24 protein-coding genes are annotated in these 25,570 nt (G+C 69.3%); 9 read left to right on the top strand and 15 right to left on the bottom strand.

Going from position 1 to position 25,570, the window contains the following annotated elements; genetic code table 11:
- Positions 1 to 8: 8 nt before the first annotated feature.
- From ACZ69M_RS30230 to ACZ69M_RS30195, 8 genes are all read right to left on the bottom strand, one after another.
- On the bottom strand, positions 9 to 347 hold the full coding sequence (locus ACZ69M_RS30230; protein ID WP_054235892.1) for a metal-sulfur cluster assembly factor: 339 nt from the start codon (positions 345 to 347) through the stop codon (positions 9 to 11).
- Complete coding sequence (gene sufU, locus ACZ69M_RS30225) at positions 344 to 808, bottom strand: Fe-S cluster assembly sulfur transfer protein SufU (RefSeq protein ID WP_266415309.1); 465 nt, start codon at positions 806 to 808, stop codon at positions 344 to 346. Before sufU ends, ACZ69M_RS30230 begins: the two co-directional genes overlap by 4 nt.
- Before the next feature lie 15 nt (positions 809 to 823).
- Positions 824 to 2,080 carry a cysteine desulfurase gene (locus tag ACZ69M_RS30220; protein ID WP_054235894.1) on the bottom strand — a complete coding sequence of 419 codons (1,257 nt, stop codon included), beginning with the start codon at positions 2,078 to 2,080 and terminating at the stop codon, positions 824 to 826.
- Positions 2,077 to 2,859 carry a Fe-S cluster assembly ATPase SufC gene (gene sufC, locus ACZ69M_RS30215; RefSeq protein WP_388531771.1) on the bottom strand — a complete coding sequence of 261 codons (783 nt, stop codon included), beginning with the start codon at positions 2,857 to 2,859 and terminating at the stop codon, positions 2,077 to 2,079. The genes ACZ69M_RS30220 and sufC overlap by 4 nt, the downstream gene beginning before the upstream one ends.
- A 7-nt stretch (positions 2,860 to 2,866) precedes the next feature.
- On the bottom strand, positions 2,867 to 3,196 hold the full coding sequence (locus tag ACZ69M_RS30210; protein WP_054235896.1) for a bifunctional 3-phenylpropionate/cinnamic acid dioxygenase ferredoxin subunit: 330 nt from the start codon (positions 3,194 to 3,196) through the stop codon (positions 2,867 to 2,869).
- The gene (gene sufD, locus ACZ69M_RS30205) at positions 3,196 to 4,377 is read right to left on the bottom strand and encodes a Fe-S cluster assembly protein SufD (protein WP_470054716.1); all 1,182 of its coding nucleotides are present in this window, start codon (positions 4,375 to 4,377) and stop codon (positions 3,196 to 3,198) included. The genes ACZ69M_RS30210 and sufD overlap by 1 nt, the downstream gene beginning before the upstream one ends.
- A gap of 91 nt (positions 4,378 to 4,468) precedes the next feature.
- Complete coding sequence (gene sufB, locus ACZ69M_RS30200; protein ID WP_054235898.1) at positions 4,469 to 5,893, bottom strand: Fe-S cluster assembly protein SufB; 1,425 nt, start codon at positions 5,891 to 5,893, stop codon at positions 4,469 to 4,471.
- Positions 5,890 to 6,651, bottom strand: coding sequence for a helix-turn-helix transcriptional regulator (locus tag ACZ69M_RS30195; protein WP_470054714.1), 762 nt, complete (start codon positions 6,649 to 6,651; stop codon positions 5,890 to 5,892). The genes sufB and ACZ69M_RS30195 overlap by 4 nt, the downstream gene beginning before the upstream one ends.
- Positions 6,652 to 6,812: 161 nt before the next feature.
- On the opposite strand from ACZ69M_RS30195, the gene ACZ69M_RS30190 reads away from it, so the two are divergent.
- The 4 genes from ACZ69M_RS30190 (at position 6,813) to ACZ69M_RS30175 (ending at position 10,491) form a co-directional block, all read left to right on the top strand.
- Positions 6,813 to 7,643, top strand: coding sequence for an AAC(3) family N-acetyltransferase (locus ACZ69M_RS30190; RefSeq protein ID WP_470054712.1), 831 nt, complete (start codon positions 6,813 to 6,815; stop codon positions 7,641 to 7,643).
- Positions 7,644 to 7,689: 46 nt separating this feature from the next.
- On the top strand, positions 7,690 to 8,613 hold the full coding sequence (locus ACZ69M_RS30185) for an ABC transporter ATP-binding protein (RefSeq protein WP_470054710.1): 924 nt from the start codon (positions 7,690 to 7,692) through the stop codon (positions 8,611 to 8,613).
- A gap of 50 nt (positions 8,614 to 8,663) precedes the next feature.
- Positions 8,664 to 9,380, top strand: coding sequence for an ABC transporter permease (locus ACZ69M_RS30180; RefSeq protein WP_063818556.1), 717 nt, complete (start codon positions 8,664 to 8,666; stop codon positions 9,378 to 9,380).
- Positions 9,381 to 9,483: 103 nt separating this feature from the next.
- The gene (locus tag ACZ69M_RS30175) at positions 9,484 to 10,491 is read left to right on the top strand and encodes a COX15/CtaA family protein (protein WP_470054708.1); all 1,008 of its coding nucleotides are present in this window, start codon (positions 9,484 to 9,486) and stop codon (positions 10,489 to 10,491) included.
- A gap of 18 nt (positions 10,492 to 10,509) precedes the next feature.
- Here the strand turns inward: ACZ69M_RS30175 and ACZ69M_RS30170 are convergent, their stop codons facing one another.
- From ACZ69M_RS30170 to ACZ69M_RS30160, 3 genes are all read right to left on the bottom strand, one after another.
- Entirely contained in the window at positions 10,510 to 11,616 is a 1,107-nt protein-coding gene (locus ACZ69M_RS30170) for an amidohydrolase family protein (protein WP_470054706.1), read from the bottom strand.
- 203 nt (positions 11,617 to 11,819) lie between these two features.
- Entirely contained in the window at positions 11,820 to 12,176 is a 357-nt protein-coding gene (locus ACZ69M_RS30165) for a hypothetical protein (protein WP_470054704.1), read from the bottom strand.
- Between the two features lie 95 nt (positions 12,177 to 12,271).
- A complete protein-coding gene (locus ACZ69M_RS30160; protein WP_179436867.1) occupies positions 12,272 to 13,225 on the bottom strand; it encodes a heme o synthase in 954 nt (317 codons plus the stop codon).
- A gap of 379 nt (positions 13,226 to 13,604) precedes the next feature.
- On the opposite strand from ACZ69M_RS30160, the gene tkt reads away from it, so the two are divergent.
- The 5 genes from tkt to pgl are packed head-to-tail and all read left to right on the top strand — an operon-like array spanning position 13,605 to position 20,225.
- Positions 13,605 to 15,707 carry a transketolase gene (tkt, locus tag ACZ69M_RS30155; protein ID WP_470054702.1) on the top strand — a complete coding sequence of 701 codons (2,103 nt, stop codon included), beginning with the start codon at positions 13,605 to 13,607 and terminating at the stop codon, positions 15,705 to 15,707.
- A 34-nt stretch (positions 15,708 to 15,741) separates the two neighbouring features.
- The gene (tal, locus tag ACZ69M_RS30150) at positions 15,742 to 16,860 is read left to right on the top strand and encodes a transaldolase (RefSeq protein WP_470054700.1); all 1,119 of its coding nucleotides are present in this window, start codon (positions 15,742 to 15,744) and stop codon (positions 16,858 to 16,860) included.
- 1 nt (position 16,861) lies between these two features.
- Positions 16,862 to 18,388 (top strand): glucose-6-phosphate dehydrogenase, encoded by a 1,527-nt coding sequence (gene zwf / locus ACZ69M_RS30145; protein WP_403693337.1) that lies wholly within the window; start codon positions 16,862 to 16,864, stop codon positions 18,386 to 18,388.
- Entirely contained in the window at positions 18,385 to 19,446 is a 1,062-nt protein-coding gene (gene opcA / locus ACZ69M_RS30140) for a glucose-6-phosphate dehydrogenase assembly protein OpcA (protein WP_470054698.1), read from the top strand. Before zwf ends, opcA begins: the two co-directional genes overlap by 4 nt.
- Entirely contained in the window at positions 19,443 to 20,225 is a 783-nt protein-coding gene (gene pgl / locus ACZ69M_RS30135) for a 6-phosphogluconolactonase (protein WP_470054696.1), read from the top strand. Before opcA ends, pgl begins: the two co-directional genes overlap by 4 nt.
- 66 nt (positions 20,226 to 20,291) lie before the next feature.
- Here the strand turns inward: pgl and ACZ69M_RS30130 are convergent, their stop codons facing one another.
- From ACZ69M_RS30130 to ACZ69M_RS30115, 4 genes are all read right to left on the bottom strand, one after another.
- On the bottom strand, positions 20,292 to 21,131 hold the full coding sequence (locus tag ACZ69M_RS30130) for a carbohydrate ABC transporter permease (protein WP_352048587.1): 840 nt from the start codon (positions 21,129 to 21,131) through the stop codon (positions 20,292 to 20,294).
- Complete coding sequence (locus ACZ69M_RS30125; protein WP_470054693.1) at positions 21,128 to 22,486, bottom strand: ABC transporter permease; 1,359 nt, start codon at positions 22,484 to 22,486, stop codon at positions 21,128 to 21,130. The genes ACZ69M_RS30130 and ACZ69M_RS30125 overlap by 4 nt, the downstream gene beginning before the upstream one ends.
- Positions 22,487 to 22,491: 5 nt before the next feature.
- Positions 22,492 to 23,817 (bottom strand): ABC transporter substrate-binding protein, encoded by a 1,326-nt coding sequence (locus ACZ69M_RS30120; RefSeq protein WP_470054691.1) that lies wholly within the window; start codon positions 23,815 to 23,817, stop codon positions 22,492 to 22,494.
- Positions 23,818 to 23,886: 69 nt separating this feature from the next.
- Positions 23,887 to 25,524: a glycoside hydrolase family 13 protein gene (locus tag ACZ69M_RS30115; protein ID WP_470054689.1), complete on the bottom strand. Its 1,638-nt coding sequence runs from the start codon at positions 25,522 to 25,524 to the stop codon at positions 23,887 to 23,889.
- Positions 25,525 to 25,570: the final 46 nt, after the last annotated feature.

Below are 25,570 nucleotides of genomic sequence, written 5' to 3'. Positions count from 1 at the left end.
GCGCGGACTCAGACGTTGAACCCGAGCGCCCGAAGCTGCTCACGCCCGTCGTCCGTGATCTTGTCCGGGCCCCACGGCGGCATCCAGACCCAGTTGATGCGCAGCTCGTTGACGATGCCGTCCGTGGCGGACTTGGCCTGGTCCTCGATGACGTCGGTGAGCGGGCAGGCCGCGGACGTCAGGGTCATGTCGATCGTCGCGATGTTCGCGTCGTCGATGTGGATGCCGTAGATCAGGCCGAGGTTGACGACGTCGATGCCCAGCTCGGGGTCGACGACGTCGTACAGCGCCTCACGGACTTCTTCCTCCGAGGCCGGCTTCATCGTCAGGGTCTCGTTCTCGCTCATGCCGTCTTCCTCTCGGCGCTCTCGCCCAGAGCCTGGGCCGTCGCGTCCTTCCATGCCATCCAGCTCAGGAGGGCGCACTTGACCCGGGCCGGGTACTTGGAGACACCGGCGAACGCGACCGCGTCCTCCAGCACCTCCTCCATCGCGTCGTCGGGCTCGATCCTGCCCTTGGACTGCATCAGCTCCAGGAAGGTCTCCTGGATCTTCTGCCCCTCGGACACGTCCTTGCCGACGAGGAGCTCGTTCAGCACGGACGCCGAGGCCTGGCTGATGGAGCAGCCCTGCCCCTCGTACGAGATGTCCGCGATCTGCTCGCCGTCGTACTTCACGCGCAGCGTGATCTCGTCGCCGCACGTCGGGTTGACGTGGTGCACCTCGGCATCGCCATCCCGCAAGCCTCGCCCATGGGGGTGCTTGTAGTGGTCCAGGATGACTTCCTGGTACATCGAATCAAGCTTCACGTCTCAGCCAGCCCCTCAGCCGAAGAAGTTCCGGACGTGCTCCAGGCCGTCCACCAGTGCGTCGATCTCAGCCGGCGTGGAGTACAGATAGAACGACGCTCGCGTGGTCGCAGGAATTCCGTACCTCAGGCAGACCGGGCGTGCGCAGTGGTGTCCGACCCGGACCGCGATGCCCTGCTCGTCCAGGACCTGGCCCACGTCGTGCGGGTGGATGTCACCCAGGGTGAACGAGATCGCGGCGCCGCGGTCCTCGGCCGTGGTCGGGCCGATGATCCGCAGGTCGGGGACCTCGCCGAGCCGCTTCACCGCGTACTCGGTGAGCGCGTGCTCATGGGCGAGGATCTTGTCCATGCCGATCGCGTTCAGATAGTCGATCGCCGCGCCGAGGCCGACCGCCTGCGCGATCGGCGGGGTGCCCGCCTCGAACTTGTGCGGCGCCGGGGCGTACGTCGACGAGTGCATCGACACCGTCTCGATCATCTCGCCGCCGCCCAGGAACGGAGGCAGGTCCTCCAGGAGCTCCTGGCGGCCCCACAGCACGCCGATGCCCGTCGGACCGCACATCTTGTGGCCGGTGAAGGCCACGAAGTCGGCCTGGAGGGCCTGGACGTCCAGCGGCATGTGCGGCGCGGCCTGCGAGGCGTCGATGCAGACCAGCGCGCCGACCTCCTGGGCGCGGCGGACTATGGCCTCGACCGGGTTCACGGTGCCCAGGATGTTCGACACCAGCACGAAGGAGACGATCTTCGTCTTCTCGGTGATGATCTCGTTGATGTTCGACAGGTCGAGGCGGCCGTCGTCGGTGAGACCGAACCACTTCAGCTTCGCGCCCGTGCGCTGCGCCAGCAGCTGCCACGGCACGATGTTGGAGTGGTGCTCCATCTCGGTGATGACGATCTCGGTCTCGTGGTCGACCCGGTAGGGCTCGTCGGCCCAGCCGAGCATGTTGGCCACGAGGTTGAGCGACTCGGAGGCGTTCTTGGTGAAGATCACCTCGTCGCGGCTCGGCGCGTTGATGAACGCGGCGACCTTGTCGCGCGCGCCCTCGTACAGCGCCGTGGCCTCCTCGGCGAGCACATGCACACCGCGGTGGACGTTGGCGTTGTAGCGCTCGTAGTACTCACTCAGGGCGTCCAGCACCTGGCGCGGCTTCTGCGAGGTCGCCGCGTTGTCCAGGTACACGAGCTTCCTGCCGTCGTGGACCTGACGGTCCAGGATGGGGAAGTCCTTGCGGATCGCCTCGGTGTCGAGGAGGCCCGGCAGCTGTGTCACGCGGATGCGCCACCCTTCATGTCGACTTCATGCTTCGCATAAGCCTCGTAGCCCTCGTTCTCCAGCTTGTCGGCCAGCTCGGCGCCGCCGGACTCGACGATGCGGCCGCCGGAGAAGACGTGGACGAAGTCGGGCTTGATGTAGCGCAGGATGCGCGTGTAGTGCGTGATCAGCAGGGTGCCGACCTCGCCGGTCTCGCGGACGCGGTTGACGCCCTCGGAGACGACGCGCAGGGCGTCGACGTCCAGGCCGGAGTCGGTCTCGTCGAGGATCGCGATCTTCGGCTTGAGCAGCTCCAGCTGGAGGATCTCGTGGCGCTTCTTCTCACCGCCGGAGAAGCCCTCGTTCACGTTGCGCTCGGCGAAGGAGGGGTCCATGGAGAGGCGCTCCATGGTCTCCTTGACCTCCTTCACCCAGGTGCGCAGCTTGGGGGCCTCGCCGCGGACGGCCGTGGCGGAGGTGCGCAGGAAGTTGGAGACCGAGACACCGGGGATCTCGACCGGGTACTGCATCGCCAGGAACAGGCCCGCGCGGGCGCGCTCGTCGACGGACATCTCCAGGACGTCCTCGCCGTCGAGGGTGACGGTGCCGCCGGTGATCGTGTACTTCGGGTGGCCCGCGAGGGAGTAGGCGAGGGTCGACTTGCCGGAGCCGTTGGGGCCCATGATGGCGTGCGTCTCGCCCTGCTTCACGGTCAGGTCGACGCCCTTGAGGATCTCCTTCGTGGCGTTGTCGGCCTCGACGGTGACGTGCAGGTCGTGGATTTCAAGCGTTGCCATGGGTTCCTCAGGACTCCTGGGTGAGGGAGACGAGTACGTCGTCCCCTTCGATCTTTACGGGGTATACGGGGACGGGGCGCGTCGCGGGAAGGCCGGACGGCTTGCCGGTGCGCAGGTCGAACGCGGAGCCGTGCAGCCAGCATTCGATCTGGCAGTCCTCCACCTCGCCCTCGGAGAGCGAGACGTTCGCGTGCGAGCAGATGTCGTTGATCGCGAACACCTCCCCCTCGGTCTTCACGACCGAGACCGGCGTGCCGTCGAGTTCCACCCGCTTCGGGGTGTCCTCCTCCAGCTCGCTCAGCCCACAGGCGCGTACGAACGTCGACGAGGCAGTCATCAGACCGACGCCTCCAGCTCCTCGTCGATCTTCACGAGAAGCCGCTCTTCGATGTCGTCGACACCGATCTGCTGCACGAGCCCGGCGAAGAAGCCGCGGACCACCAGTCGGCGGGCCTCGTCGGCGGGGATGCCGCGGGCCATCAGGTAGAAGAGCTGCTCGTCGTCGAAGCGGCCGGTCGCGGAGGCGTGTCCGGCGCCGACGATCTCGCCGGTCTCGATCTCCAGGTTCGGCACGGAGTCGACGCGGGCGCCGTCGGTCAGAACCAGGTTGCGGTTCATCTCGTACGTGTCCGTGCCCTCGGCCTTGGCCTCGATGAGGACGTCACCGATCCACACGGCGTGCGCGCCGTCGCCCTGGAGCGCGCCCTTGTAGGCGACGTTCGACTTGCAGTGCGGGGTGTTGTGGTCGACCAGCAGACGGTGCTCCTGGTGCTGGCCCGCGTCCGTGAAGTACAGACCGAACAGCTCGGCCTCACCACCGGTGCCGGCGTAGGCCACGCGCGGGTGCAGGCGCACGAGGTCGCCGCCGAAGGTGACCACGAACGACTTGAACGTGGCGTCCCGGCCGATCAGCGCGTTGTGCTGGCCCACGTGCACGGCCTTGTCGTCCCAGTCCTGGACGGAGACGACGGTGAGCTTGGCGCCGTCGCCCAGGATGTAGTCGACGTTGGCGGCGAGCACGGCGTCACCGGTGTGGTCGATGACGACGACGGCCTCGGCGAAGGCTCCGAGCTCCACGACCTGGTGGCCGAAGGCGACCCCGCCCTCGCCGTGCACCGCGACCCGGATGGGCTCGGTGAGCACCGTCTCCTTGGGGACGGTGATCACGCCGGCCTTCTCGAACGCGGAGTACGCCTGGGCGGCGACGCGGTCCACCGGGGTGCCCGCCCGGCCGAGGCGCGCGTCGTCACGGCCGACGGTCTCCACGACGACACCCGCGGGCGCCTCCACGTCGACCTTCAGGCCGTCGCCGTTCGCGACCGCGGTCCCGTCGTGCAGCCCGCGCAGGCGCTCCAGCGGGGTGAACCGCCACTCCTCCTCGCGACCGTGGGGGACCGGGAAGTCCGCCACGTCGAAGGACGGGGGCGCGCTCATGCGCGTGGCGACGGTCGACTCGGCGGCCACCGCGATCTGTCCGGCGGTGGTGGAACCCACCGGGATGTTCTGAGCCTCAGCCATGGCTGTCGGTCTGCTCTCTTTCCTGCGTCGGTTGAGATCCTCGGGCCCGCCGGAAGGGGCGGGCCACCAGCTGCTTTCCGGGCGGCGGGTCTTAGCCGACCGCGCCTTCCATCTGCAGCTCGATCAGCCGGTTGAGTTCAAGCGCGTACTCCATGGGCAGCTCCTTGGCGATCGGCTCCACGAAGCCGCGCACGATCATCGCCATCGCCTCGAACTCCGTCAGACCGCGGCTCATCAGGTAGAAGAGCTGGTCCTCGGAGACCTTGGAGACCGTCGCCTCGTGACCCATGGACACGTCGTCCTCACGGACGTCGACGTACGGGTAGGTGTCGGAACGGGAGATGGTGTCGACGAGCAGCGCGTCGCACAGCACGTTCGACTTCGAGCCGTGGGCGCCCTCGCCGATCTCGACCAGACCGCGGTAGGACGTACGACCGCCACCGCGCGCCACGGACTTCGACACGATGTTCGACGACGTGTTGGGCGCCATGTGGACCATCTTGGAGCCCGCGTCCTGGTGCTGGCCCTCGCCCGCGAAGGCGATGGAGAGGGTCTCACCCTTGGCGTGCTCGCCCATCAGGTAGACGGCCGGGTACTTCATGGTGACCTTGGAGCCGATGTTGCCGTCGATCCACTCCATGGTCGCGCCCTCGTACGCCACGGCGCGCTTGGTGACCAGGTTGTAGACGTTGTTCGACCAGTTCTGGATGGTCGTGTAGCGGCAGCGGGCGCCCTTCTTCACGATGATCTCGACCACCGCGGAGTGCAGGGAGTCCGACTTGTAGATCGGCGCCGTACAACCCTCGACATAGTGGACGTAGGCGTCCTCATCGACGATGATCAGCGTCCGCTCGAACTGGCCCATGTTCTCCGTGTTGATACGGAAGTAGGCCTGGAGCGGGATCTCGACGTGCACGCCCTTCGGCACGTAGATGAAGGAGCCACCGGACCACACGGCGGTGTTCAGCGACGCGAACTTGTTGTCGCCGACCGGGATGACGGTGCCGAAGTACTCCTTGAAGAGCTCTGGGTGCTCCTTGAGCGCGGTGTCGGTGTCGAGGAAGATGACGCCCTGCTCCTCCAGGTCCTCGCGGATCTGGTGGTAGACGACCTCGGACTCGTACTGGGCCGCGACACCGGCGACGAGGCGCTGCTTCTCCGCCTCCGGGATGCCGAGCTTGTCGTACGTGTTCTTGATGTCCTCGGGCAGGTCCTCCCAGGACTCCGCCTGCTTCTCCGTGGAGCGCACGAAGTACTTGATGTTGTCGAAGTCGATCCCGGACAGGTCCGAGCCCCAGTTGGGCATGGGCTTCTTCTCGAAGAGGCGCAGGCCCTTGAGGCGGAGCTTGGTCATCCACTCCGGCTCGCTCTTCTTCGCGGAGATGTCGCGGACGACGTCCTCGTTGATACCGCGCTTGGCAGAGGCACCGGCCACGTCGGAGTCGGCCCAGCCGTATTCGTACGTACCCAGACCCTCGAGCTCAGGGTGGGCAGTCTCCTCGATGGGGAGCGTCATGCGGGGTTCCTCCCGGCGGTACTTGCAGATGCGTTGTGGCTAGGAAAATCAGATTCGGAAATCTTGGAAATCTTGGGGATGAACGTGGTGCACACACCGTCGCCGTGGGCGATGGTGGCCAGCCGCTGCACATGGGTGCCGAGCAGCTGGGAGAAGATCTCGGTCTCCGCCTCGCACAGCTGCGGGAACTGCTCGGCGACATGAGCGACCGGGCAGTGGTGCTGGCAGAGCTGCTCGCCGACCGGTGCGCTACGCGCTGCAGCAGCGTACCCGTCCGCACTCAAGGCCTTGGCCAGCGCTTCGGTGCGCTGCTCCGGCGCGGCGGCCTCGACGGCCCTGCGGTACGCCTCGGCCTGGGCGGCCATCCGGGCGCGGGCGAACGCGACGACCGCCTCGTCCCCGCCCTCGCGCGCCGCGATCCAGCGCATCGCGTCCGCGGCGAGCTTGTCGTAGGACTGGTCGAAGGCGTCCCGGCCGCAGTCGGTCAGGGCGAACACCTTGGCGGGACGGCCGCGCGTACGCGCTCCGTAGACCCGCTGCTCCCGTGCTTCCACCACGTCGTCGGCGACCAGTGCGTCGAGATGACGGCGCACGGCGGCCTGGGTCAGGCCCAGTCGCCCCGCGAGGTCGGCCACGGTCGACGGGCCGTGGTCCAGGATGGACCGCGCGACACGGTTGCGCGTGGAGCGCTCACCGGTCGCGAGTTCCTCCTGAGGGGCCCCCGTGGGGGTCTCCCGAGCCTCGCCAACGTTTTTCACAACGCCATTGTTGCGTAATTCCCTGGAGCCTGACAAGCCGCACCCCCGGAGGCGGACGGTGCGCTACATCACTTAGGTATACCTAAGGTGACCTGCGGAAACGATCTTTGATCGATCAATTCACTGGCTTCGGGACCAGCTCTCCGCAAGACTCGGGAACCATGTCGACACCCCCTCCGACCGGCCCACTCGTCACACGCGAGACCCTCGCCGCGCAACTTCTGGAGCTCGGCGTCCAGCCCGGAGAAACGCTTCTCGCACACACCTCCCTGAGGTCCCTCGGCTGGGTCAACGGCGGCGCCGTCGCCGTCGTCCAGGGACTGCTCGACGCCCTCGGTCCCGACGGCACCCTGGTGGTCCCCACCCAGTCCGGGGACCTCTCCGATCCGGCGCTGTGGAGCAATCCGCCCGTACCCGAGGAGTGGTGGTCCCCCATTCGGGCGACGATGCCCGCGTACGACCCCCTCGTGACGCCCAGCCGCGGGGTCGGCGTGATCCCGGAGACCGTCCGCACCTGGCCGGGCGCCCTGCGCAGCGCCCACCCGCAGACCTCCTTCGCGGCCCTTGGCCCCCGCGCGGCGCGGATCGTCGAGGGACACGCCCCCGACTGCCGGCTCGGCGAGCGCAGCCCACTGGCCCGCCTGGAGACCCTCGACGCCCGGGTGCTCCTGCTGGGCGCGGGCTACGACACGTGCACCAGCTTCCACCTCGCCGAATACCGCATACCGTCCCCGCTCGTCGAGGTGGGACGCCCGGTGCGCACCCCGCAGGGAGCGACCCGCTGGGAGGTCGTCACGGAGGTCTCCGTCGACTCCGACCGCTTCGACGAACTGGGCTCCGACTTCGAACGCGACCGCCCCGTCCTGCGGGGCCGGGTGGGCGCGGCCGACGCACGCCTGTTCCCGGTGGCCGACGCGGTGGCGTACGCGGAGCGCTGGCTGGCACTGCACCGCCCCCGCGACGAATGGGTCGTACCCAGGACCGCCTCCTGAACCCCGCCCGACCGATCACCCGACCGGCTCCCTAGACTTGCGCCTCATGCGAAGCGAGCCCGTGGTCCAGGTCCAGGCCCTGGTGAAGCGGTACGGCGACAAGACCGCGGTGGACGGCCTCGACCTGGTGGCCGAGGCGGGCATCACCGCCGTACTGGGCCCCAACGGGGCGGGCAAGACGACCACGGTCGAGACCTGCGAGGGGTACCGGAAGCCGGATTCCGGCACGGTACGCGTCCTGGGCCTCGACCCGGTGAGACAGTCCGGGGAACTCCACTCCCGCATCGGCGTGATGCTCCAGTCCGGCGGGGTCTACTCCGGTGCCCGCGCCGACGAGATGCTCCGCCATGTGGCGAAGCTCCACGCCCACCCCCTGGACGTGGACGCACTCATCGAACGGCTCGGCCTCGACAGCTGCGGCCGCACGACCTACCGGCGGCTCTCGGGCGGCCAGCAGCAGCGCCTGGCGCTCGCGATGGCCGTGGTCGGCCGCCCCGAACTGGTCTTCCTCGACGAGCCGACCGCGGGCCTCGACCCGCAGGCCCGCCGCGCCACCTGGGACCTCGTCCGCGATCTGCGCGCCGACGGCGTCTCGGTCATCCTCACCACGCACTACATGGACGAGGCCGAGCAACTCGCCGACGACGTCGCGATCATCGACGCGGGCAGGGTCATCGCGCAGGGCTCCCCCGAAGAACTGTGCCGCGGCGGCGCCGAGAACACCCTGCGCTTCACCGGCCGTCCCGCGCTCGACGTCGGCTCCCTGCTCAAGGCCCTGCCGGCCGACTGCACGGCCGACGAGCTGACGCCCGGCTCGTACCGGGTGGGCGGCAAGATCGACCCGCAACTGCTGGCCACCGTCACGTCCTGGTGCGCGCAGCACGGGGTGATGCCGGAGAAGATCTCCGTCGAACGCCACACCCTGGAAGACGTGTTCTTGGAACTGACCGGCAAGGAGCTGCGTTCGTGACCACCGCCGGTACCTACACCCCGAAGCCGGGGGCGGCCCCCCTGCCCCGGATGATCGGCGCGCAGGCCGCGCTCGAGACGAAGATGCTGCTGCGCAACGGCGAGCAGCTCCTCCTCACGGTGATCATCCCGACGCTCCTGCTGGTCCTGTTCAGCTCGGTCGACATCATCGACACCGGCAAGGGCAAGTCGGTCGACTTCCTGGCCCCCGGCATCCTGGCACTCGCCGTGATGTCGACCGCGTTCACCGGGCAGGCCATCGCCACCGGCTTCGAGCGGCGCTACGGGGTCCTGAAGCGGCTCGCCGCCTCCCCGCTGCCCCGCTGGGGCCTGATGACCGCGAAGACGGCGTCCGTGCTGGTCACGGAGGTCCTCCAGGTCGTCCTGCTGACGGCGATCGCCTTCTCCCTGGGCTGGTCGCCGCACGGCAACCCGCTGTCCGTCCTGCTCCTGCTGATCCTTGGCACGGCCGCCTTCTCGGGCCTGGGCCTGCTGATGGCCGGCACGCTCAAGGCGGAGGCGACGCTCGCCGCCGCGAACCTGGTCTTCCTGCTGCTCCTCGTGGGCGGCGGTGTGATCGTCCCGATGGACAAGTTCCCCGCGGGCGCCCAGGACGTGCTCGGCCTGCTGCCCGTCTCGGCGCTCTCGGACGGGCTGCGGGACGTGCTCCAGCACGGGGCGGGCCTCCCGTGGGGCGACCTCGGGATCCTCGCCGTGTGGGCGGTCGTGGGCCTGGGAGCGGCGGGCAAGTTCTTCCGCTGGGAGTGACTCCGGGTGTTCTGGGTGTACGGGCCGCCTCCGAGACGGGCTGAGGTGGCGATTTGCGTAGGTGCGGGGGCCTCGTGAAGGCGTGCACAAGCGGCCGCCTACGATGGTGCGCGTGCCAAACGTGACCCGAGCCGACGCCGTAGCCTTCGCGCGCAACCCGCTCGCCCTCATCGCCGAACGCTGGACCCCGACCTCCCGGACGATTCGACGAGCGGCACTCGCCGCGCTCGTCATGTCGGTGGTCATCGTGGTCACCGGCGGCGCCGTACGGCTGACCGGTTCGGGCCTCGGCTGCCCGACCTGGCCCAAGTGCACCGACGACTCGCTCACCGCGACGAGCGCGATGGGCTTCCACGGAGTCATCGAGTTCACCAACCGCATGCTGACCTACGTGCTGTGCGCGGCGGTCGGCTGGGCGATCATCGCCGCGCGCTCCGAGAAGCCCTGGCGGCGCGACCTCACCCGGCTCGGCTGGGCGCAGTTCTGGATCGTCATGAGCAACGCGATCCTCGGCGGCATCGTCGTCCTGGTCGGCCTCAACCCCTACACGGTCGCCGCGCACTTCCTGCTCTCCACGGCGCTCATCACCGTGGCCACGGTGATGTGGCAGCGCACGCGCGAGGGCTCCGCCGAGCCGCGCCCGCTGGTCGGCAAGGCGGTGCAGCAGCTCGTGTGGTGCCTGGTCGCCGCCACCATCCTGCTGATCGCGGTGGGCACGGTGGTCACCGGCGCGGGTCCGCACGCGGGCGACTCCAGCGAAGTCGAACGCATGGCCGTGAACTGGGAGACCGTCGCCAAACTGCACGCCGTGCTCGCCTGGATCGTGGTCACGCTGACCTTCGCCCTGTGGTTCGTCCTCAAGGCCGTCGACGCCCCCAAGGGCCCGCTCGACCGCACCCGCGACCTGTTCCTGATCCTGCTCGGCCAGGGCGTCATCGGCTACGTCCAGTACTTCACGGACCTCCCCGAGGCCCTGGTCGGCCTCCACATGTTCGGCTCCTGCCTGGTGTGGATCGGCGCCCTGCGCGTCCTGCTGTCGCTGCGCGAACGCCCGGAGGCCGCGGCGGAACTGCCGGGCCCTGCCGCGGAATCGGCGCTCACGCGCGCGTAAGCCGTTCACAGGGAGGATTCAGTCCACCCCGTACACCCGCCGCGCGTTCCCCGCCGCGATCAGACCCGCCACCCGCTGCGCGTCCACCAGCGACCAGGCGCCCTCGGCGACCCAGGTGCCCAGCACCCGGGCCAGCGCCTCACGGAACAAGCGCGCGCCGACGACGTGCAGTTCGGGCAGACCGTGCGCCCCGCTGGAGAACAGGAGCTTGCCGAAGGGGGCAAGCTCCAGGATCTCGGAGAGGACGGCCGCCGCCCGGGCTCCCGTACGCACCAGCGCGGCACCCAGGTCGGCGTAGACGTGCGGGAAGACCCCGGCGAGGTGCGCCGCGTGACGGTGGTACGGGTAGCCGTGCAGGAGGACGAGATCCGTGCCCAGCCCGGCCGTGGCACGGGCGAAGTCGGTGAGCAGGACGGGGTCGGTGCGGTCGATGCGCAGACCGGGTTCACCCAGGCCGGCGTGGAGCTGAAGAGGCAGCCCCGAGGCGACCGCGATCCACAGTAAGTGGCGCAGCAGAACCGGGTCGCTCAGCGCCCCGCCCACCCGGCGGCCCGCGAGCCAGCGGCCCGCCGCGCCCCGCACCTCTCCCGGTCCCGGCGGCTCGGGCGCGAGCGCCAGACCATGGCGTCCCCCCGCGACCGACGTGAAGGCGACCGCGTTCGCGGCGGCTCCGTGGACGGACTCGGCGAGATTGGCGAGGAAGGACTCGACGGTGCCCGAGGTGTCCGCGACCTGTTCCGCCAGCAGCTCCAGGCGGACGATCTCATGGGCGTGGGCCGCGCCGGTCGAGGCCATCTCGCCCGGTCCCGTCAGGTCCCCGGGCAGCCCCGTGTCGACGAGATACGTCGTGATACCGCTGCCGCGCAGGAGTCTGCGCCCCGACTCCAGGACACCGAGCTCGCGGCGCCGGGCCAGATAGCGGGCGGGCGGACAGTGCGGTTCCAGACCGAGCAGGGGCGGGCACCAGCGGCGTACCGCGAAGCCGGTCTGCGTGTCGAAGAAGGTGGTGCCGGGGGCCGGGGGGCCCTCGGTTCTGGCGAGGTGGGCCTCGAAGGTGCCGAGGCCCAGCTCCGTCCTCAGTACGCCGTGGCAGTACTGGTCCACCAGGGATGGCGTTTCGATCATCCGGACTCCCCGCGACTGGACCGTTGCGTTCTTCAGGTCCTAACGGGTGAGGCGGGCGTCAGGTGTTGGTGAAGCGCAAGGCGGACCAACAGCTGACGGATGACAGCCGACAGATGACAACTGACGAGTGACAGCCGACGGAAATCAGATGACAAATATCAGATGACAGATATCAACTATCAGGTGACAGATAACAGATACTGTCAGCCGTTACTCGGCGCCCCAAGCTGAATCCCCGCCATCCTCTTCCACTCGTACGGCCCCGTCTTGACCTTCGCCGCGAACTCACCGTCGAACGTCTCGTGAACAGTGATCCCGGCCTTCTTCACGGCCTCTTCGGCAATCGTGAAGGTGGGCGCCACCACGTCCCCCCAGGCACCGTCCGCGCCGACGAGGACGATCCGGGCGCCGCGCTGTCCGATGTACTCGACGTGCCCCTCGGTCCCGCCGTGCTCCTTGGCGAAGGCGTTGATCCGCTGGGCGAGCTTGGCCGCCTTGCGCTCGGCCTTGACGTCCTGGGCGGCGCCGGTGGTCTCGTCAACCTGCTGCGTGTCTGCCATGACCAGGATGCTACCGACGGGTAGATCAAACGGCGACGGGCGGGGTACGTGGCTTGGCCCACGTACCCCGCCCGTGAAGATCCGCCGGACGGTCCCTAGCGCAGGAAGGGGTCCACCGCGACCGCCACGAACAGGAGCGACACATAGGTGATGGACCAGTGGAACAGCCGCATCTCCTTGAGCTTGCCGCCGGTCACCTCGGCCTTGGCGCGGTTCTGAAGACCGTGCGCCTCCCACAGCCAGAACCCGCCCGCGCCGAGCGCGACCAGGGTGTAGAACCAGCCCGTGTAGCCGAGCGGGGTGAGCAGCAGCGAGACCGCGACCATCACCCAGCTGTAGATGACGATCTGGCGGGCGACCACCTTGTTGGAGGCGACGACCGGGAGCATCGGCACGCCCACGCGCGCGTAGTCCTCCTTCACCTTCATGGACAGCGGCCAGTAGTGCGGCGGCGTCCAGAAGAACATGACGAGGAAGAGGATGACCGGCGCCCACGACATGGAGTCGGTGACGGACGACCAGCCGATGAGCACCGGGAGGCAGCCGGCGATGCCGCCCCAGACGATGTTCTGGGAGGTGCGCCGCTTGAGGATCATCGTGTAGACGACGACGTAGAAAAGGAGCGCTCCGAGTGACAGCCAGGCGGACAGCCAGTTGACGGTCAGCCCGAACAGCAGGGTCGAGACGACCGCCAGCGTGATCCCGAAGGCCAGGCACTCGCGTGGGCTGACCATGCCGGTGACCAGCGGGCGCTGCGAGGTGCGCTCCATCAGGGCGTCGATGTCGCGGTCGATGTACATGTTCAGCGCGTTGGCGCCGCCCGCCGACAGAAAACCGCCGAGGCAGGTGAGCAGGACCAGTTTGAGGTCGGGTACACCCTGCTGGGCCAGGAACATCACCGGAACGGTGGTGATCAGCAACAGTTCGATGATTCGTGGCTTGGTCAGCGCCACGAACGCCTTCACACGGGCCCCGAACGGCCGGTGGCTCGGGCTGCTGCTCGTCCCGAGCACCCCCGCTGGACGGGATTCGACGGCCGTCACGCACACCCCTGACAGAGACATCCCAGCAAGCCCCCGGGTGTGAACTCCCCGTAAAGGCTCGCGCGTACCACGCCACTGTAGACGTTGCCTATACCTCGGCCTTCGCGGGGGTGGGGTCGTGTTGGGAGCGGCCGCACCAGGGTGGGAGGCGGGCGTGCACAACGGGCGCGACGGAGCTCGATTGAGCACTCTTACGAGCGGCTCCGTATTCAGTTGCCGAACACGGAACGGACCAGTCGGGAGGCGGATCCCGGAGAGTCCCGGCAGTCTGGAATGACTCGAAAAAACGCACGTACCTACGGGGGTAGGCTCGACAACGGCCGGTGGGCGCCCAGTGCACCGGCATTCGACATGCGTGACATGTGGAGAGGAGCCCTGACCCAGGGTGAGCACCAAGCCGACCACCACAGACCTCGAGTGGACCGAGTTGGACCAGCGGGCCGTCGACACCGCCCGCGTCCTGGCCGCCGATGCCGTACAGAAGGTCGGAAACGGCCATCCCGGTACGGCCATGAGTCTGGCGCCTGCCGCGTACACCCTCTTTCAGAAGGTGATGCGGCACGACCCGGCGGATCCCGACTGGACCGGACGTGACCGCTTCGTGCTGTCCGCGGGCCACTCGTCACTGACCCTCTACACGCAGCTCTACCTGGCCGGGTTCGGCCTGGAGCTGGACGATCTGGAGTCCTTCCGGACGTGGGGCTCCCGCACCCCGGGGCACCCGGAGTACGGACACACCCCGGGCGTGGAGACCACGACCGGCCCGCTCGGGCAGGGTGTCGCCAACGCGGTGGGCATGGCGATGGCCGCCCGCTACGAGCGCGGTCTGTTCGACCCGGACACGGCGCAGGGCGAGTCCCCCTTCGACCACTTCATCTACGCGATCGCCGGCGACGGCTGCCTCCAGGAGGGCATCTCGCACGAGGCGTCCTCCCTGGCCGGTCACCAGAAGCTCGGCAACCTCGTGCTGCTGTGGGACGACAACCACATCTCGATCGAGGGCGACACCGAGACGGCGGTCTCCGAGGACACCGTCAAGCGGTACGAGGCGTACGGCTGGCACGTGCAGCGCGTCGCGCCGAAGCCGGACGGCGACATCGACCCGCACGCCATCTACAACGCGATCGAGGCCGCGAAGAAGGTGACGGACAAGCCGTCGTTCATCGCGATGCGCTCGATCATCGCCTGGCCCGCTCCGCACGCGCAGAACACCGAGGCCGCGCACGGCTCGGCGCTCGGCGAGGACGAGGTCGCGGCCACCAAGCGCGTCCTCGGCTTCGACCCGGAGAAGTCCTTCGACGTCGCGGACGAGGTCCTCGCGCACACCCGCCAGGCTCTCGACCGCGGCCGTGAGGCGAAGGCGGAGTGGGAGAAGGGCTTCCAGGAGTGGCGCACCGCTCAGCCCGAGCGTGCCGCCGAGTTCGACCGGATCGCCGCGTGCGAGCTGCCGGCCGGCTGGGAGGAGAAGCTCCCGGCGTTCGAGGCGGGCAAGGGTGTCGCCACCCGTGCCGCGTCCGGCAAGGTGCTGCAGGCTCTCGGTGCGGTCATCCCCGAGCTGTGGGGCGGCTCCGCCGACCTCGCGGGCTCGAACAACACGACGATCGACCCGAACTCCTCGTTCCTGCCGGCCGACAACCCGCTGCCGGGCGCGAACCCGTACGGCCGCACGATCCACTTCGGCATCCGCGAGCACTCCATGGCTGCGGAGATGAACGGCATCACGCTGCACGGCAACACCCGTGTCTACGGCGGCACCTTCCTGGTGTTCTCCGACTACATGCGCAACGCCGTGCGTCTGTCCGCGCTGATGCACCTGCCGGTGACGTACGTGTGGACGCACGACTCCATCGGTCTCGGTGAGGACGGCCCGACCCACCAGCCGGTCGAGCACCTGGCCTCGCTGCGCGCCATCCCCGGCCTCAACGTCGTCCGTCCCGCGGACGCCAACGAGACCGCGATCGCCTGGCGCGAGATCCTGGGGCGCTACACGAAGGTCTTCGGCAAGGGCGCCCCGCACGGCCTCGCGCTGACCCGTCAGGGCGTGCCGACGTACGAGGCCGACGAGAACACGGTCAAGGGCGGTTACGTCCGCTTCGAGGCCGAAGGGCCCGGCGGGCAGAGCGCGGAGCCGGAGGTCATCCTCATCGCCACCGGTTCCGAGGTGCACGTGGCGGTGGAGGCACGCGAGCAGCTCCAGGCCGCGGGCGTCCCGACGCGGGTCGTGTCCATGCCGTGTGTGGAGTGGTTCGAGGAGCAGGACCAGGGGTACCGGGACAGCGTCCTGCCGCCGTCGGTGAAGGCGCGCGTCTCGATCGAGGCCGGTATCGGTCTGACCTGGCACCGGTTCGTCGGGGACGCGGGACGCATTGTTTCGCTGGAGCACTTCGGCGCTTCGGCCGACGGCAAGGTCCTCTTCCGTGAGTTCGGCTTCACTGCCGAGAACGTCGCCAACGCCGCCCGGGAATCGATCGCCGCAGCCCAGCGCTGACGCTGATATACGACACGTAGGAGATGCAATTTCCATGACAGACGCACTCAAGCGCCTCTCCGAGGAAGGCGTCGCGATCTGGCTGGACGACCTGTCGCGCAAGCGGATCACGTCCGGCAATCTCGCCGAACTGATCGACCAGCAGCACGTCGTGGGCGTCACCACCAACCCGTCGATCTTCCAGAAGGCGATCAGCAGTGGCGACGGCTACGAGCAGCAGCTCGCCGATCTCGCCGCCCGCAAGGTCACCGTCGACGAGGCCATCCGCATGATCACGACGGCGGACGTCCGTGACGCCGCCGACATCCTGCGCCCGGTCTTCGACGCGACGCAGGGCCAGGACGGCCGGGTCTCCATCGAGGTCGACCCGCGCCTCGCCCACAACACCGGCGCGACCATCGCCGAGGCCAAGCAGCTGGCCTGGCTGGTGGACCGCCCGAACACGCTCATCAAGATCCCGGCGACCAAGGCGGGCCTGCCCGCGATCACCGAGGTCATCGGCAGGGGCATCAGCGTCAACGTCACGCTGATCTTCTCGCTGGAGCGATACCGCGAGGTCATGGACGCCTACCTGGCGGGTCTGGAGAAGGCGAAGGCCGCGGGCCTGGACCTCTCCAAGATCCACTCGGTGGCGTCCTTCTTCGTGTCCCGCGTGGACACCGAGATCGACAAGCGGCTCGACGCCCTGGGCACCCCCGAGGCCAAGACCGCCCGCGGCAAGGCGGCTCTCGCCAACGCCCGGCTCGCCTACGAGGCGTACGAGGAGGTCTTCTCCTCCGACCGCTGGGCCGCCCTCGACAAGGCGCAGGCCAACAAGCAGCGCCCGCTGTGGGCGTCGACCGGCGTCAAGGACCCGGCGTACAAGGACACCCTGTACGTCGACGATCTGGTGGCGCCGAGCACGGTGAACACCATGCCGGAGGCCACTCTGCAGGCCACCGAGGACCACGGCGACATCACCGGTAACACCATCGCCGGCACGTACGAGCAGTCGCGCGCCGAGCTCGACGCGGTCGAGAAGCTCGGGATCTCGTACGACGACGTGGTCCAGCTCCTGGAGGACGAGGGCGTCGAGAAGTTCGCGGCGTCCTGGAACGACCTGCTCAAGTCCACAGAGGCGGAGCTCAAGCGCCTCGCCCCTTCGGAGGGCTGAAATCTTGTCAAGCAGCAACCCGCTGCGTGACCCCGCAGACCGACGGCTCCCGCGTATCGCGGGGCCGTCGGGCCTGGTCATCTTCGGCGTCACGGGCGATTTGTCACGTAAAAAGCTGATGCCCGCCGTGTACGACCTCGCCAACCGCGGGCTGCTGCCGCCGGGCTTCTCGCTCGTCGGCTTCGCCCGCCGCGAGTGGAGGAACGAGGACTTCGCCCAGGAGGTCCACGACGCCGTCAAGGAACACGCCCGTACGGAGTTCCGCGAGGAGGTCTGGCAGCAGCTCATCCAGGGGATGCGCTTCGTCCAGGGCACCTTCGACGACGACGACGCGTTCGAGCGGCTGCGCGCCACGATCGACGAGCTGGACAAGGCACAGGGCACGGGCGGCAACTTCGCCTTCTACCTCTCCGTGCCGCCGTCCGCCTTCCCGGTGGTCATCCAGCAGCTGAAGAAGCATCACCTGGCCGACCAGTCGAACGGCTCCTGGCGGCGCGCGGTCATCGAGAAGCCCTTCGGCCACGACCTGAAGTCGGCCGAGGAACTCAACGCGATCGTGCACGAGGTCTTCGCCTCGGACCAGGTCTTCCGCATCGACCACTACCTCGGCAAGGAGACCGTCCAGAACATCCTGGCGCTCCGCTTCGCCAACACCATGTTCGAGCCGATCTGGAACCGGTCCTTCGTCGACCACGTGCAGATCACCATGGCCGAGGACATCGGTATCGGCGGCCGGGCCGGCTACTACGACGGCATCGGCGCCGCCCGGGACGTGATCCAGAACCACCTCCTGCAGCTGATGGCCCTGACCGCCATGGAGGAGCCCGCCTCCTTCGACGCGGACGCCCTCGCCGCCGAGAAGACCAAGGTTCTCGGCGCGGTCCGGATCCCCCGGGATCTGGGCCGCGACACCGTCCGCGGGCAGTACGCGGCCGGCTGGCAGGGCGGCGAGAAGGCCGTCGGCTACCTCCAGGAAGACGGCATCGACCCCAAGTCGAAGACCGACACCTACGCCGCGATCAAGGTCGAGGTGGACAACCGCCGCTGGGCGGGCGTCCCCTTCTACCTGCGCACCGGCAAGCGGCTCGGCCGCCGCGTCACCGAGATCGCGGTGGTCTTCCAGCGCGCCCCGCACTCCCCCTTCGACCACACGGCGACGGAGGAGCTGGGGCAGAACGCGATCGTCATCCGCGTCCAGCCCGACGAGGGCATCACGGTCCGCTTCGGCTCCAAGGTGCCCGGCACCTCGATGGAGATCCGGGACGTCTCCATGGACTTCGCCTACGGCGAGTCCTTCACGGAGTCGAGCCCGGAGGCGTACGAGCGCCTGATCCTGGACGTCCTGCTGGGCGACTCGAACCTCTTCCCGCGCACGGAGGAGGTCGAGCTGTCCTGGAAGATCCTCGACCCGATCGAGCAGTACTGGGACAAGCACGGCAAGCCCGCGCAGTACCCCTCGGGCACGTGGGGCCCCGTCGAGGCCGACGAAATGCTCGAGCGAGACGGACGGAGCTGGCGTCGCCCATGAAGATAGACCTCACGGACACCACGGCCAGCAAGATCAACAAGGCGCTGGTGCGGGGCCGCCGCGCCATCGGCACCCCCGCCGTCGGCATGGTGCTCACCCTCGTCATCGTCACCGACGAGGAGAACGCCTACGACGCTCTGAAGGCCGCCAACGAGGCGTCCCGCGAGCACCCCTCGCGCACCCTCGTGGTCATCAAGCGCGTCTCCCGCTCGCCCCGCGACCGCACGAAGTCGCGCCTCGACGCCGAGGTACGGGTCGGCGCGGACGCGGGCACCGGCGAGACGGTCGTGCTGCGGCTGTACGGTGAGGTCGCCGACCACGCCGACTCGGTCGTCCTGCCGCTGCTGCTGCCGGACGCGCCGGTCGTCGTCTGGTGGCCGGTGAGCGCGCCGCTCGACCCGGCCAACGACCCGCTCGGAAAGCTGGCCCAGCGCCGCGTCACCGACACCTACGCCGCCGAGGCGCCCGTACGCGAACTCAACGCGCGTGCCGACGCCTACACCCCCGGGGACACCGACCTCTCCTGGACCCGCATCACGCCCTGGCGCTCGATGCTGGCCGCCGCCCTCGACCAGGTCATCTGTGACGTGAACGCGGTCGAGGTGGAGGGCGAGGAGTTCAACCCGAGCGTGGAGCTGCTCGCCATGTGGCTCGCGGACCGGCTGGACGTTCCTGTCAAGCGGTCCAAGTCCTCCGGCCCCGGCCTCACCGCCGTCCGCATGGAGACGAGCTGCGGCCCGATCGCCCTGGACCGCGCCGACGGCACTCTGGCGACCCTCTCCATCAACGGCCAGCCCGACCGTGCGGTGGCCCTCAAGCGCCGCGACACCTCGGAGCTGATCGCGGAGGAACTGCGCCGGCTCGACCCGGACGACACCTACGCGTCGGCGCTGCGGTACGGGGTGGACCGGCTGAACGGGGCGACGGCCGAGGCCGTCGAGGAGGAACCGGCCACGGCGAAGGCGGCCGTCAAGACCGTCGCCGCCAAGGCACCCACGAAGAAGGCCCCCGCGAAAGCCGCCGCGAAGGCCCCTGCGAAGAAGGCGGCCTCCGAGTGAACACTCCGCAGCTCGTCGTGCACCGCGACAAGGAGCTGATGGCCCAGGCCGCCGCGGCCCGGCTGATCACCAAGGTCGTGGACGCGCAGGCCTCGCGCGGCTACGCCTCGGTGGTCCTCACCGGCGGGCGCAACGGCAACGGGCTCCTCGCGGCGCTCGCTACCGCGCCCGCCCGGGACGCCATCGACTGGGGCCGCATCGACCTGTGGTGGGGTGACGAGCGGTTCCTGCCCGAGGGCGATCCGGACCGCAACGACACCCAGGCCCGTGCGGCACTGCTGGACTCGGTGCCGGTGGACCCCGCGCGCGTGCATCCGATGCCCGCGTCCGACGGTCCGTACGGTACCGACGTGGACGCGGCGGCGGAGGCGTACGCGGCCGAGCTCGCGAAGGCCGCGGGCCCCGAGAACCACGCTTCCGTGCCCTCGTTCGACGTCCTGATGCTGGGCGTCGGCCCCGACACCCACGTGGCCTCGCTCTTCCCGGAGCTGCCCGCGGTCCGTGAGACGGAGCGCACGGTGGTGGGTGTGCACGGCGCCCCCAAGCCCCCGCCGACCCGGGTCACGCTCACCCTGCCCGCCATCCGTTCCGCCCGTGAGGTCTGGTTGCTGGCGGCCGGCGAGGACAAGGCGCAGGCCGCGGCGATCGCCCTCTCGGGCGCGGGCGAGGTGCAGGCCCCGGCGGCCGGCGCCCAGGGGCGCTCCCGCACCCTGTGGCTCCTGGACTCCGCGGCTGCCTCCCAGCTGCCGCGCTCGCTGTACCCGCCGGCTTCGGCCTGAGCCCAGGGGTAGGGCCCCCGCCAAAGGACCGCGCGGTCTTTTGGCGGGGCCCGAGCCCGCGGCCTCTCACTTCACCGACCCGGCCATCACCCCTTGCACAAAGTGCCGCTGGAACGCGAAGAACACCAGCACCGGAACGATCAGCGACAGAAACGCCCCCGGCGCCAGCACATCGATGTTGCTGCCGAACTGTCGTATCTGGGACTGGAGTTCGACCGTCAGCGGCTGCGAGGAACTGTCGGCGAACAGCAGCGCGACCAGCATGTCGTTCCACACCCACAGGAACTGGAAGATGGCCAGGCTCGCGAGGGCCGGGCGTCCGACCGGCAGCACCAGCCGGGTGAAGATGCGCCACTCGCTGCCTCCGTCCATCCGGGCGGCCTCCAGCATCTCCTTCGGCATCTCCGCGAAGTAGTTGCGCAGCAGGAAGATGGCGAACGGCAGCCCGTAGGAGACGTGGAAGAGCACCACACCGGGAATCGTGCCGAACAGCCCCAGCGCGCCGAAGAGTTTGGCGACCGGCAGCAGCCCGATCTGGACCGGCACCACCAACAACGCCACCACGACCAGGAAGATCGTGTCCCGGAAGGGGAACTCCAGCCAGGCGAAGGCGTATCCGGCGAGCGCCGCGATCACCACGACGAGGACGGTGGCCGGCACGGAGATCAGCACGGTGTTCCAGAACGCCCGCGTCATCCCCGCATTGCCGAGGAGGGCTGAGTAGTTGTCGAAGGAGAGCTGACCGGGTCTGGTCAGCACCGTCCACCAGCCTCCCTCGGCGGTGTCGTGCGCCGAGCGCATCGAGGAGAGGAAGAGCCCTGCGAGCGGGGTGACCCAGACCAGGCCGACGATCACCAGGAACGCCTGCACCAGGCCGTTGCCGAGCCCCCGCCTGAGCGCGTTCATCGTTGACTCCTTCGGAAGCGGCGGACGTTGAAGACCATGGCGGGGACGACCAGGAGCAGGAGGAGCACACCGAGTGCGCTGCCCAGGCCCTGGTTGTTGCCGCCGCCGAAGGACACCAGCCACATCTGGGTGGCGAGCACGGTGGCGTCCTCCTGCACGGGGCCGGGCGCGATGATGTAGACGAGGTCGAAGACCTTCATCACGTTGATCACGAGCGTGACGAAGACGACGGTGAGCACGGGTGCCAGCAGTGGGACGGTGATCCGGCGGAAGATCTGCCACTCGTTGGCGCCGTCCATCCGGGCCGCCTCCAGCGCGTCGCGCGGCAGGGCGGCGAGTCCGGCGCCGATCAGCACCATGGCGAAGCCGGTCCAGATCCACAGGTACGCGCCGATGATGGCGGGGGTGACCAGCGCCGGACCGAGCCAGGACACACCCTCGTACGGCGGGCTGAAGTTCGACGCGGGCAGCCGCACGGTGTACGAGCCGGGGTCCAGCCCAGGGAAGCGGAAGGAACCGTCGGCCGCGGTGGTCGTGCTCGCGACCGTCTTCCCGTCGCGCGCCGCCTCGACCTTCATCTCGGGCAGGCCGCTCTCCCCGCGGTCGACCTGGCCCTGTTTCCCTCCCCCGCCGGGTGTGAAGTCCAGGTAGACGACACCGCGCAGCTCGTCCCGGGCCGCCTTCTGCCCTGCGGCCGTGTAGGCGGGCTTCGCGTCCTTCGGCAGATCCTTGGGCAGGACGCCGACGAGGCCGAGGCCGACCGTGTCGCCGGGCGAGGCGGAGGCGGTCGTACGGTACGAACCGTCGGCGCCCTTGGTGAGGCCCCGGCCGTCACGGGCGCGGGCGGTCGGATACGACGAGGTTCCCTCGAACGCGTCGTGGACGCCGACCACGGCGGCGTTCAGGACCCCCTTGTCGGGGTCCTCGTCGTACGCGAGCCGGAAGATGATGCCGGCGGCCAGGAAGGAGACCGCCATGGGCATGAACAGCAGCAGCTTGAACGCGGTGGCCCAGCGGATCTTCTCGACCAGGACGGCGAGCACCAGGCCGAGCCCGGTGAGCAGCGTCGGCGCGACGACGACCCAGATGGCGCTGTTGCGTACGGCCTTGAGCGTGGCTGGGTCGCGGAACATCTCGGTGTAGTTGTCGCCGCCCACGAACCGGCTGCCGGAGGCGTCGAAGAAGCTGCGCCCCACGGAGAAGACCACGGGGTAGACGACGAGCGCGCCGAGCAGGAGCAGGGCGGGGAGGACGAAGACGAGGGCGATGATCCGGCCGCGGCGTCTGGCGCGCCGTCTGTGGTCGGCCATGCCGGCGGCCGGAGGGCTCGCCTCTTTCACGAGGGTGGCGGTCATGGTGATCAGCCCTGGTACGCCTTGGCCGCGGCCTTCTCCAGTTCGGCCGCGGTCGCCTTCGGGTCCGAGGGGTCACGGAGGAAGTCCTGGAGGATCTTCCACTCGCCGGCGCCCTTGGTGCCGCCGAACGCGGCGGGGGCCTGGTCGGACATGTCGAAGCGGACCGAATCCCCGGCGGCGACCAGGGACTTGGCGGTCTCGCGGGCGATGTCGTCGCTGTAGGAGGCGAGGTCGAGCTTCTTGTTCGGGGAGAGGAAGCCGCCCGCCCCGGCCCAGACGGCGGCCGCTTCGGGGGTCGCCAGGTACTCCAGGAACGTCATGGCGGCCTTCTGGTTCTTGCCGTCCTTGAGGACCACGGCCGCGTCGCCGCCGCTGACGACCGGCGCCTTGCCGCCGTCGACCGCGGGGAAGGGGAAGAAGTTCGCGTCCTGGCCGATCTTCTTGCCGAACTGGTCCTTGGCGACCCCGGCGACGAAGTCGCCCTCGTAGACCATGCCCGCCTCGGGCTTGGGTCCGAAGACCTTCTCGACGGAGCCGGGGAAGTCCGTGTTCAGGGCCCCCTTCTGGCCGCCGGCCATCAGTTGCTTGTCCTTGAAGAGCTTGCCGAGGGTGGTGAGCGCCTCGACCACGGTCGGGTCGGTCCACTTCAGCTGGTGGGCGGCCAGGGCGTCGTACTTCTCGGGCCCCGCCTGGGAGAGGTAGATGTTCTCGAACCAGTCGGTGAGCGTCCAGCCGTCCTGTCCGGCGACGGAGAAGGCGGCGAGGCCCGAGTCGGAGACGGTGTGTCCGGCCTTCAGCATGGCGTCGTACGTGGTCGGTGGCTTGACACCCGCCTGGTCGAGCGCATCGGGGCTGTACCAGACGGTCGACTTGTGGGCGGCCTTGAAGTACAGGCCGTACAGGGTGTCGCCGACGCTGCCGTACTTCTTCCAGACGCTCGCGTAATTGGTGTCGACGGACTGTTCGGTGGTCTTGGAGAGCGGCTTGAGCCAGCCCTCCTTCGCGAACTGCTGGAGGACGCCGACCTGCGGGACCATCACCACGTCGGGGGCGTTGCCGCCCTCGATCTTGCTGCCGACGACCATGGAGACGTTGTCGCCGGTGGAGACGAACTGGGTCTTGGCGCCCGTCTTCGCGGTGAAGGCGTCCAGGACCTTCTGGAAGTTCTTCTGCTCACTGCCGGACCAGACACCGGCCACGGTGATCGTCTGGCCGCTGAGCGACTTGCCGCCGCCTCCGGCGGCTACGGGCCCGCCCCCGCAGGCGGTGGCGCCGAGGGCCAGGGCGAGGGCCGTGCAGCTCGCGAGCAGGGTCGTACGTCGTCGCATCATCGTTGATGTCCCTTTCAGGGCAGGGGAATGGACGGAAACCGGAGGAACGGAAAGCAGAGGAGGGGACGGTCAGGGATTCGTGCAGTCGCTGATCCACCAGGCGGCCGTCGAGCCGGGCAGCACGCCGGCCGGACAGGGGCCGCTGGACAGCAAGGGGGTGCCGGAGACCGGCGCGGGCGTGGGGGCCGTACCGAAGTTGACGGCGCACACCAGGCCGTCGCCGCGGACGAAGGCGAGGACGCCGGGCGGTGCCTGAAGCCAGCGCAGCGCGCCCTCGCCCAGCTGCGGGAGTCCGGCGCGCAGCTGGAGCCCGTCGCGGTACAGGTGCCAGAAGGAGCGGGTGTCGGCGAGCGCGCGGTCGGTGGCGTACTCGGCGAAGTAGGCGGGCTGCGGCAGCCACGGCTTGGCGCTCTCGGCGCCCGAGGTGAAGCCGAACGGCGAGGCGTGCCCGGACCAGGGCAGCGGCACCCGGCAGCCGTCGCGGATACGGGCGCGGCTGCCCGTGCGGCGGAAGATCGGGTCGGTCAGCACGTCGTCGGGCAGGTCGACGACCTCGGGCAGCCCGAGCTCCTCGCCCTGGTAGATGTACGCGGCTCCGGGCAGCGCCAGCATCAGCAGTGCGGCGGCGCGGGCACGGGCCGTGCCGAGGCCGCTCCCCTCGGTGCCGAGCTCGCCGTAGCGGGTGACGGTACGGACCTGGTCGTGGTTGTTGAGGACCCAGGTGACCGTCGATCCGGTGCCGGCGATGTCCTGCATGGCCTCGGAGATCACCTTGCGGAAGGCGTCGGCGTTCCAGGGCGCGCTGAGCAGGTCGAAGAAGAAGGCCTGGTGGAGCTCGTCCGGGCGTACGTACTGGGCGTGTTCGCGGGCCGTCGGTACCGAGACCTCGCCGACCAGCAGCCGGTCGCGGCCGTCGCGCCCGGTGTACTCCTCACAGACGGACCGCCAGTGGCGCCACACGTCGTGCACCTCGGGCCGGTTCCAGGCGAGCGGGTTGACCGAGTCGCGGGTGCGGGCGTCGGCCTCCGGGTCGGACGAGTCCGGCAGGCCGGGGTGCTTGAAGAGGCCGGCGGCGACGTCGATGCGGAAGCCGTCGACGCCCCGGTCGAGCCAGAACCGCAGCACGTGGTCGAAGTGCGCGCCGACCTCGGGGTTGCGCCAGTTCAGGTCGGGCTGCTCGGACGTGAACATGTGCAGGTACCACTGACCGGGGCTGCCGTCCGCCTCGGTGACGCGGGACCAGGCGGGTCCGCCGAACATGGCGTGCCAGTTGTTGGGCGGCTCGGCGCCGTCCGGGCCGCGTCCGTCGGCGAAGTGGAAGCGGGCGCGGGCCGCGCTGCCCGGCTCCGCCGCGAGCGCGGCACGGAACCACGGGTGCTCACTGGAGCAGTGGTTGGGGACGATGTCCAGGAGCACCTTGACGCCGAGGCGTCGGGCGTCGGTCATCAGCAGGTCGAACTCGGCGAGGTCGCCGAAGAGCGGGTCCACGTCGCAGTAGTCGGCGACGTCGTAGCCGTGGTCGTGCTGCGGCGAGGGGTAGAAGGGGCTCAGCCAGATGCCGTCGACACCGAGCTTCTTGAGGTACGGCATGCCCGCGCGAACCCCGGCGAGATCGCCGATGCCGTCACCGGTGCTGTCCAGGAAGCTGCGGACGTACACCTGGTAGATCACTGCGTCGCGCCACCAGCGGTGCGTGTTGAGGGTCACCCGTTGGACCTGTCTGTGCGTGCCTGCGGTTATGCATGCATGTTAG

Source organism: Streptomyces sp. NPDC107454, assembly GCF_055582885.1.
Note: the sequence above shows the minus strand (reverse complement) of the source record. Positions and strands in the feature narration are given on the sequence as shown.

Coding starts and splice junctions, on each gene's coding strand:
- sufB (WP_054235898.1), bottom strand. CDS start 5,893: ATGACGCTCCCCATCGAGGAGACTGCCCACCCTGAGCTCGAGGGTCTG.
- tal (WP_470054700.1), top strand. CDS start 15,742: ATGACAGACGCACTCAAGCGCCTCTCCGAGGAAGGCGTCGCGATCTGG.
- ACZ69M_RS30120 (WP_470054691.1), bottom strand. CDS start 23,817: ATGATGCGACGACGTACGACCCTGCTCGCGAGCTGCACGGCCCTCGCC.
- ACZ69M_RS30185 (WP_470054710.1), top strand. CDS start 7,690: ATGCGAAGCGAGCCCGTGGTCCAGGTCCAGGCCCTGGTGAAGCGGTAC.
- ACZ69M_RS30210 (WP_054235896.1), bottom strand. CDS start 3,196: ATGACTGCCTCGTCGACGTTCGTACGCGCCTGTGGGCTGAGCGAGCTG.
- sufD (WP_470054716.1), bottom strand. CDS start 4,377: ATGGCTGAGGCTCAGAACATCCCGGTGGGTTCCACCACCGCCGGACAG.
- ACZ69M_RS30170 (WP_470054706.1), bottom strand. CDS start 11,616: ATGATCGAAACGCCATCCCTGGTGGACCAGTACTGCCACGGCGTACTG.
- ACZ69M_RS30180 (WP_063818556.1), top strand. CDS start 8,664: ATGATCGGCGCGCAGGCCGCGCTCGAGACGAAGATGCTGCTGCGCAAC.
- sufC (WP_388531771.1), bottom strand. CDS start 2,859: ATGGCAACGCTTGAAATCCACGACCTGCACGTCACCGTCGAGGCCGAC.
- ACZ69M_RS30190 (WP_470054712.1), top strand. CDS start 6,813: ATGTCGACACCCCCTCCGACCGGCCCACTCGTCACACGCGAGACCCTC.
- ACZ69M_RS30125 (WP_470054693.1), bottom strand. CDS start 22,486: ATGACCGCCACCCTCGTGAAAGAGGCGAGCCCTCCGGCCGCCGGCATG.
- opcA (WP_470054698.1), top strand. CDS start 18,385: ATGAAGATAGACCTCACGGACACCACGGCCAGCAAGATCAACAAGGCG.
- ACZ69M_RS30230 (WP_054235892.1), bottom strand. CDS start 347: ATGAGCGAGAACGAGACCCTGACGATGAAGCCGGCCTCGGAGGAAGAA.
- ACZ69M_RS30175 (WP_470054708.1), top strand. CDS start 9,484: ATGGTGCGCGTGCCAAACGTGACCCGAGCCGACGCCGTAGCCTTCGCG.
- ACZ69M_RS30130 (WP_352048587.1), bottom strand. CDS start 21,131: ATGAACGCGCTCAGGCGGGGGCTCGGCAACGGCCTGGTGCAGGCGTTC.
- ACZ69M_RS30165 (WP_470054704.1), bottom strand. CDS start 12,176: ATGGCAGACACGCAGCAGGTTGACGAGACCACCGGCGCCGCCCAGGAC.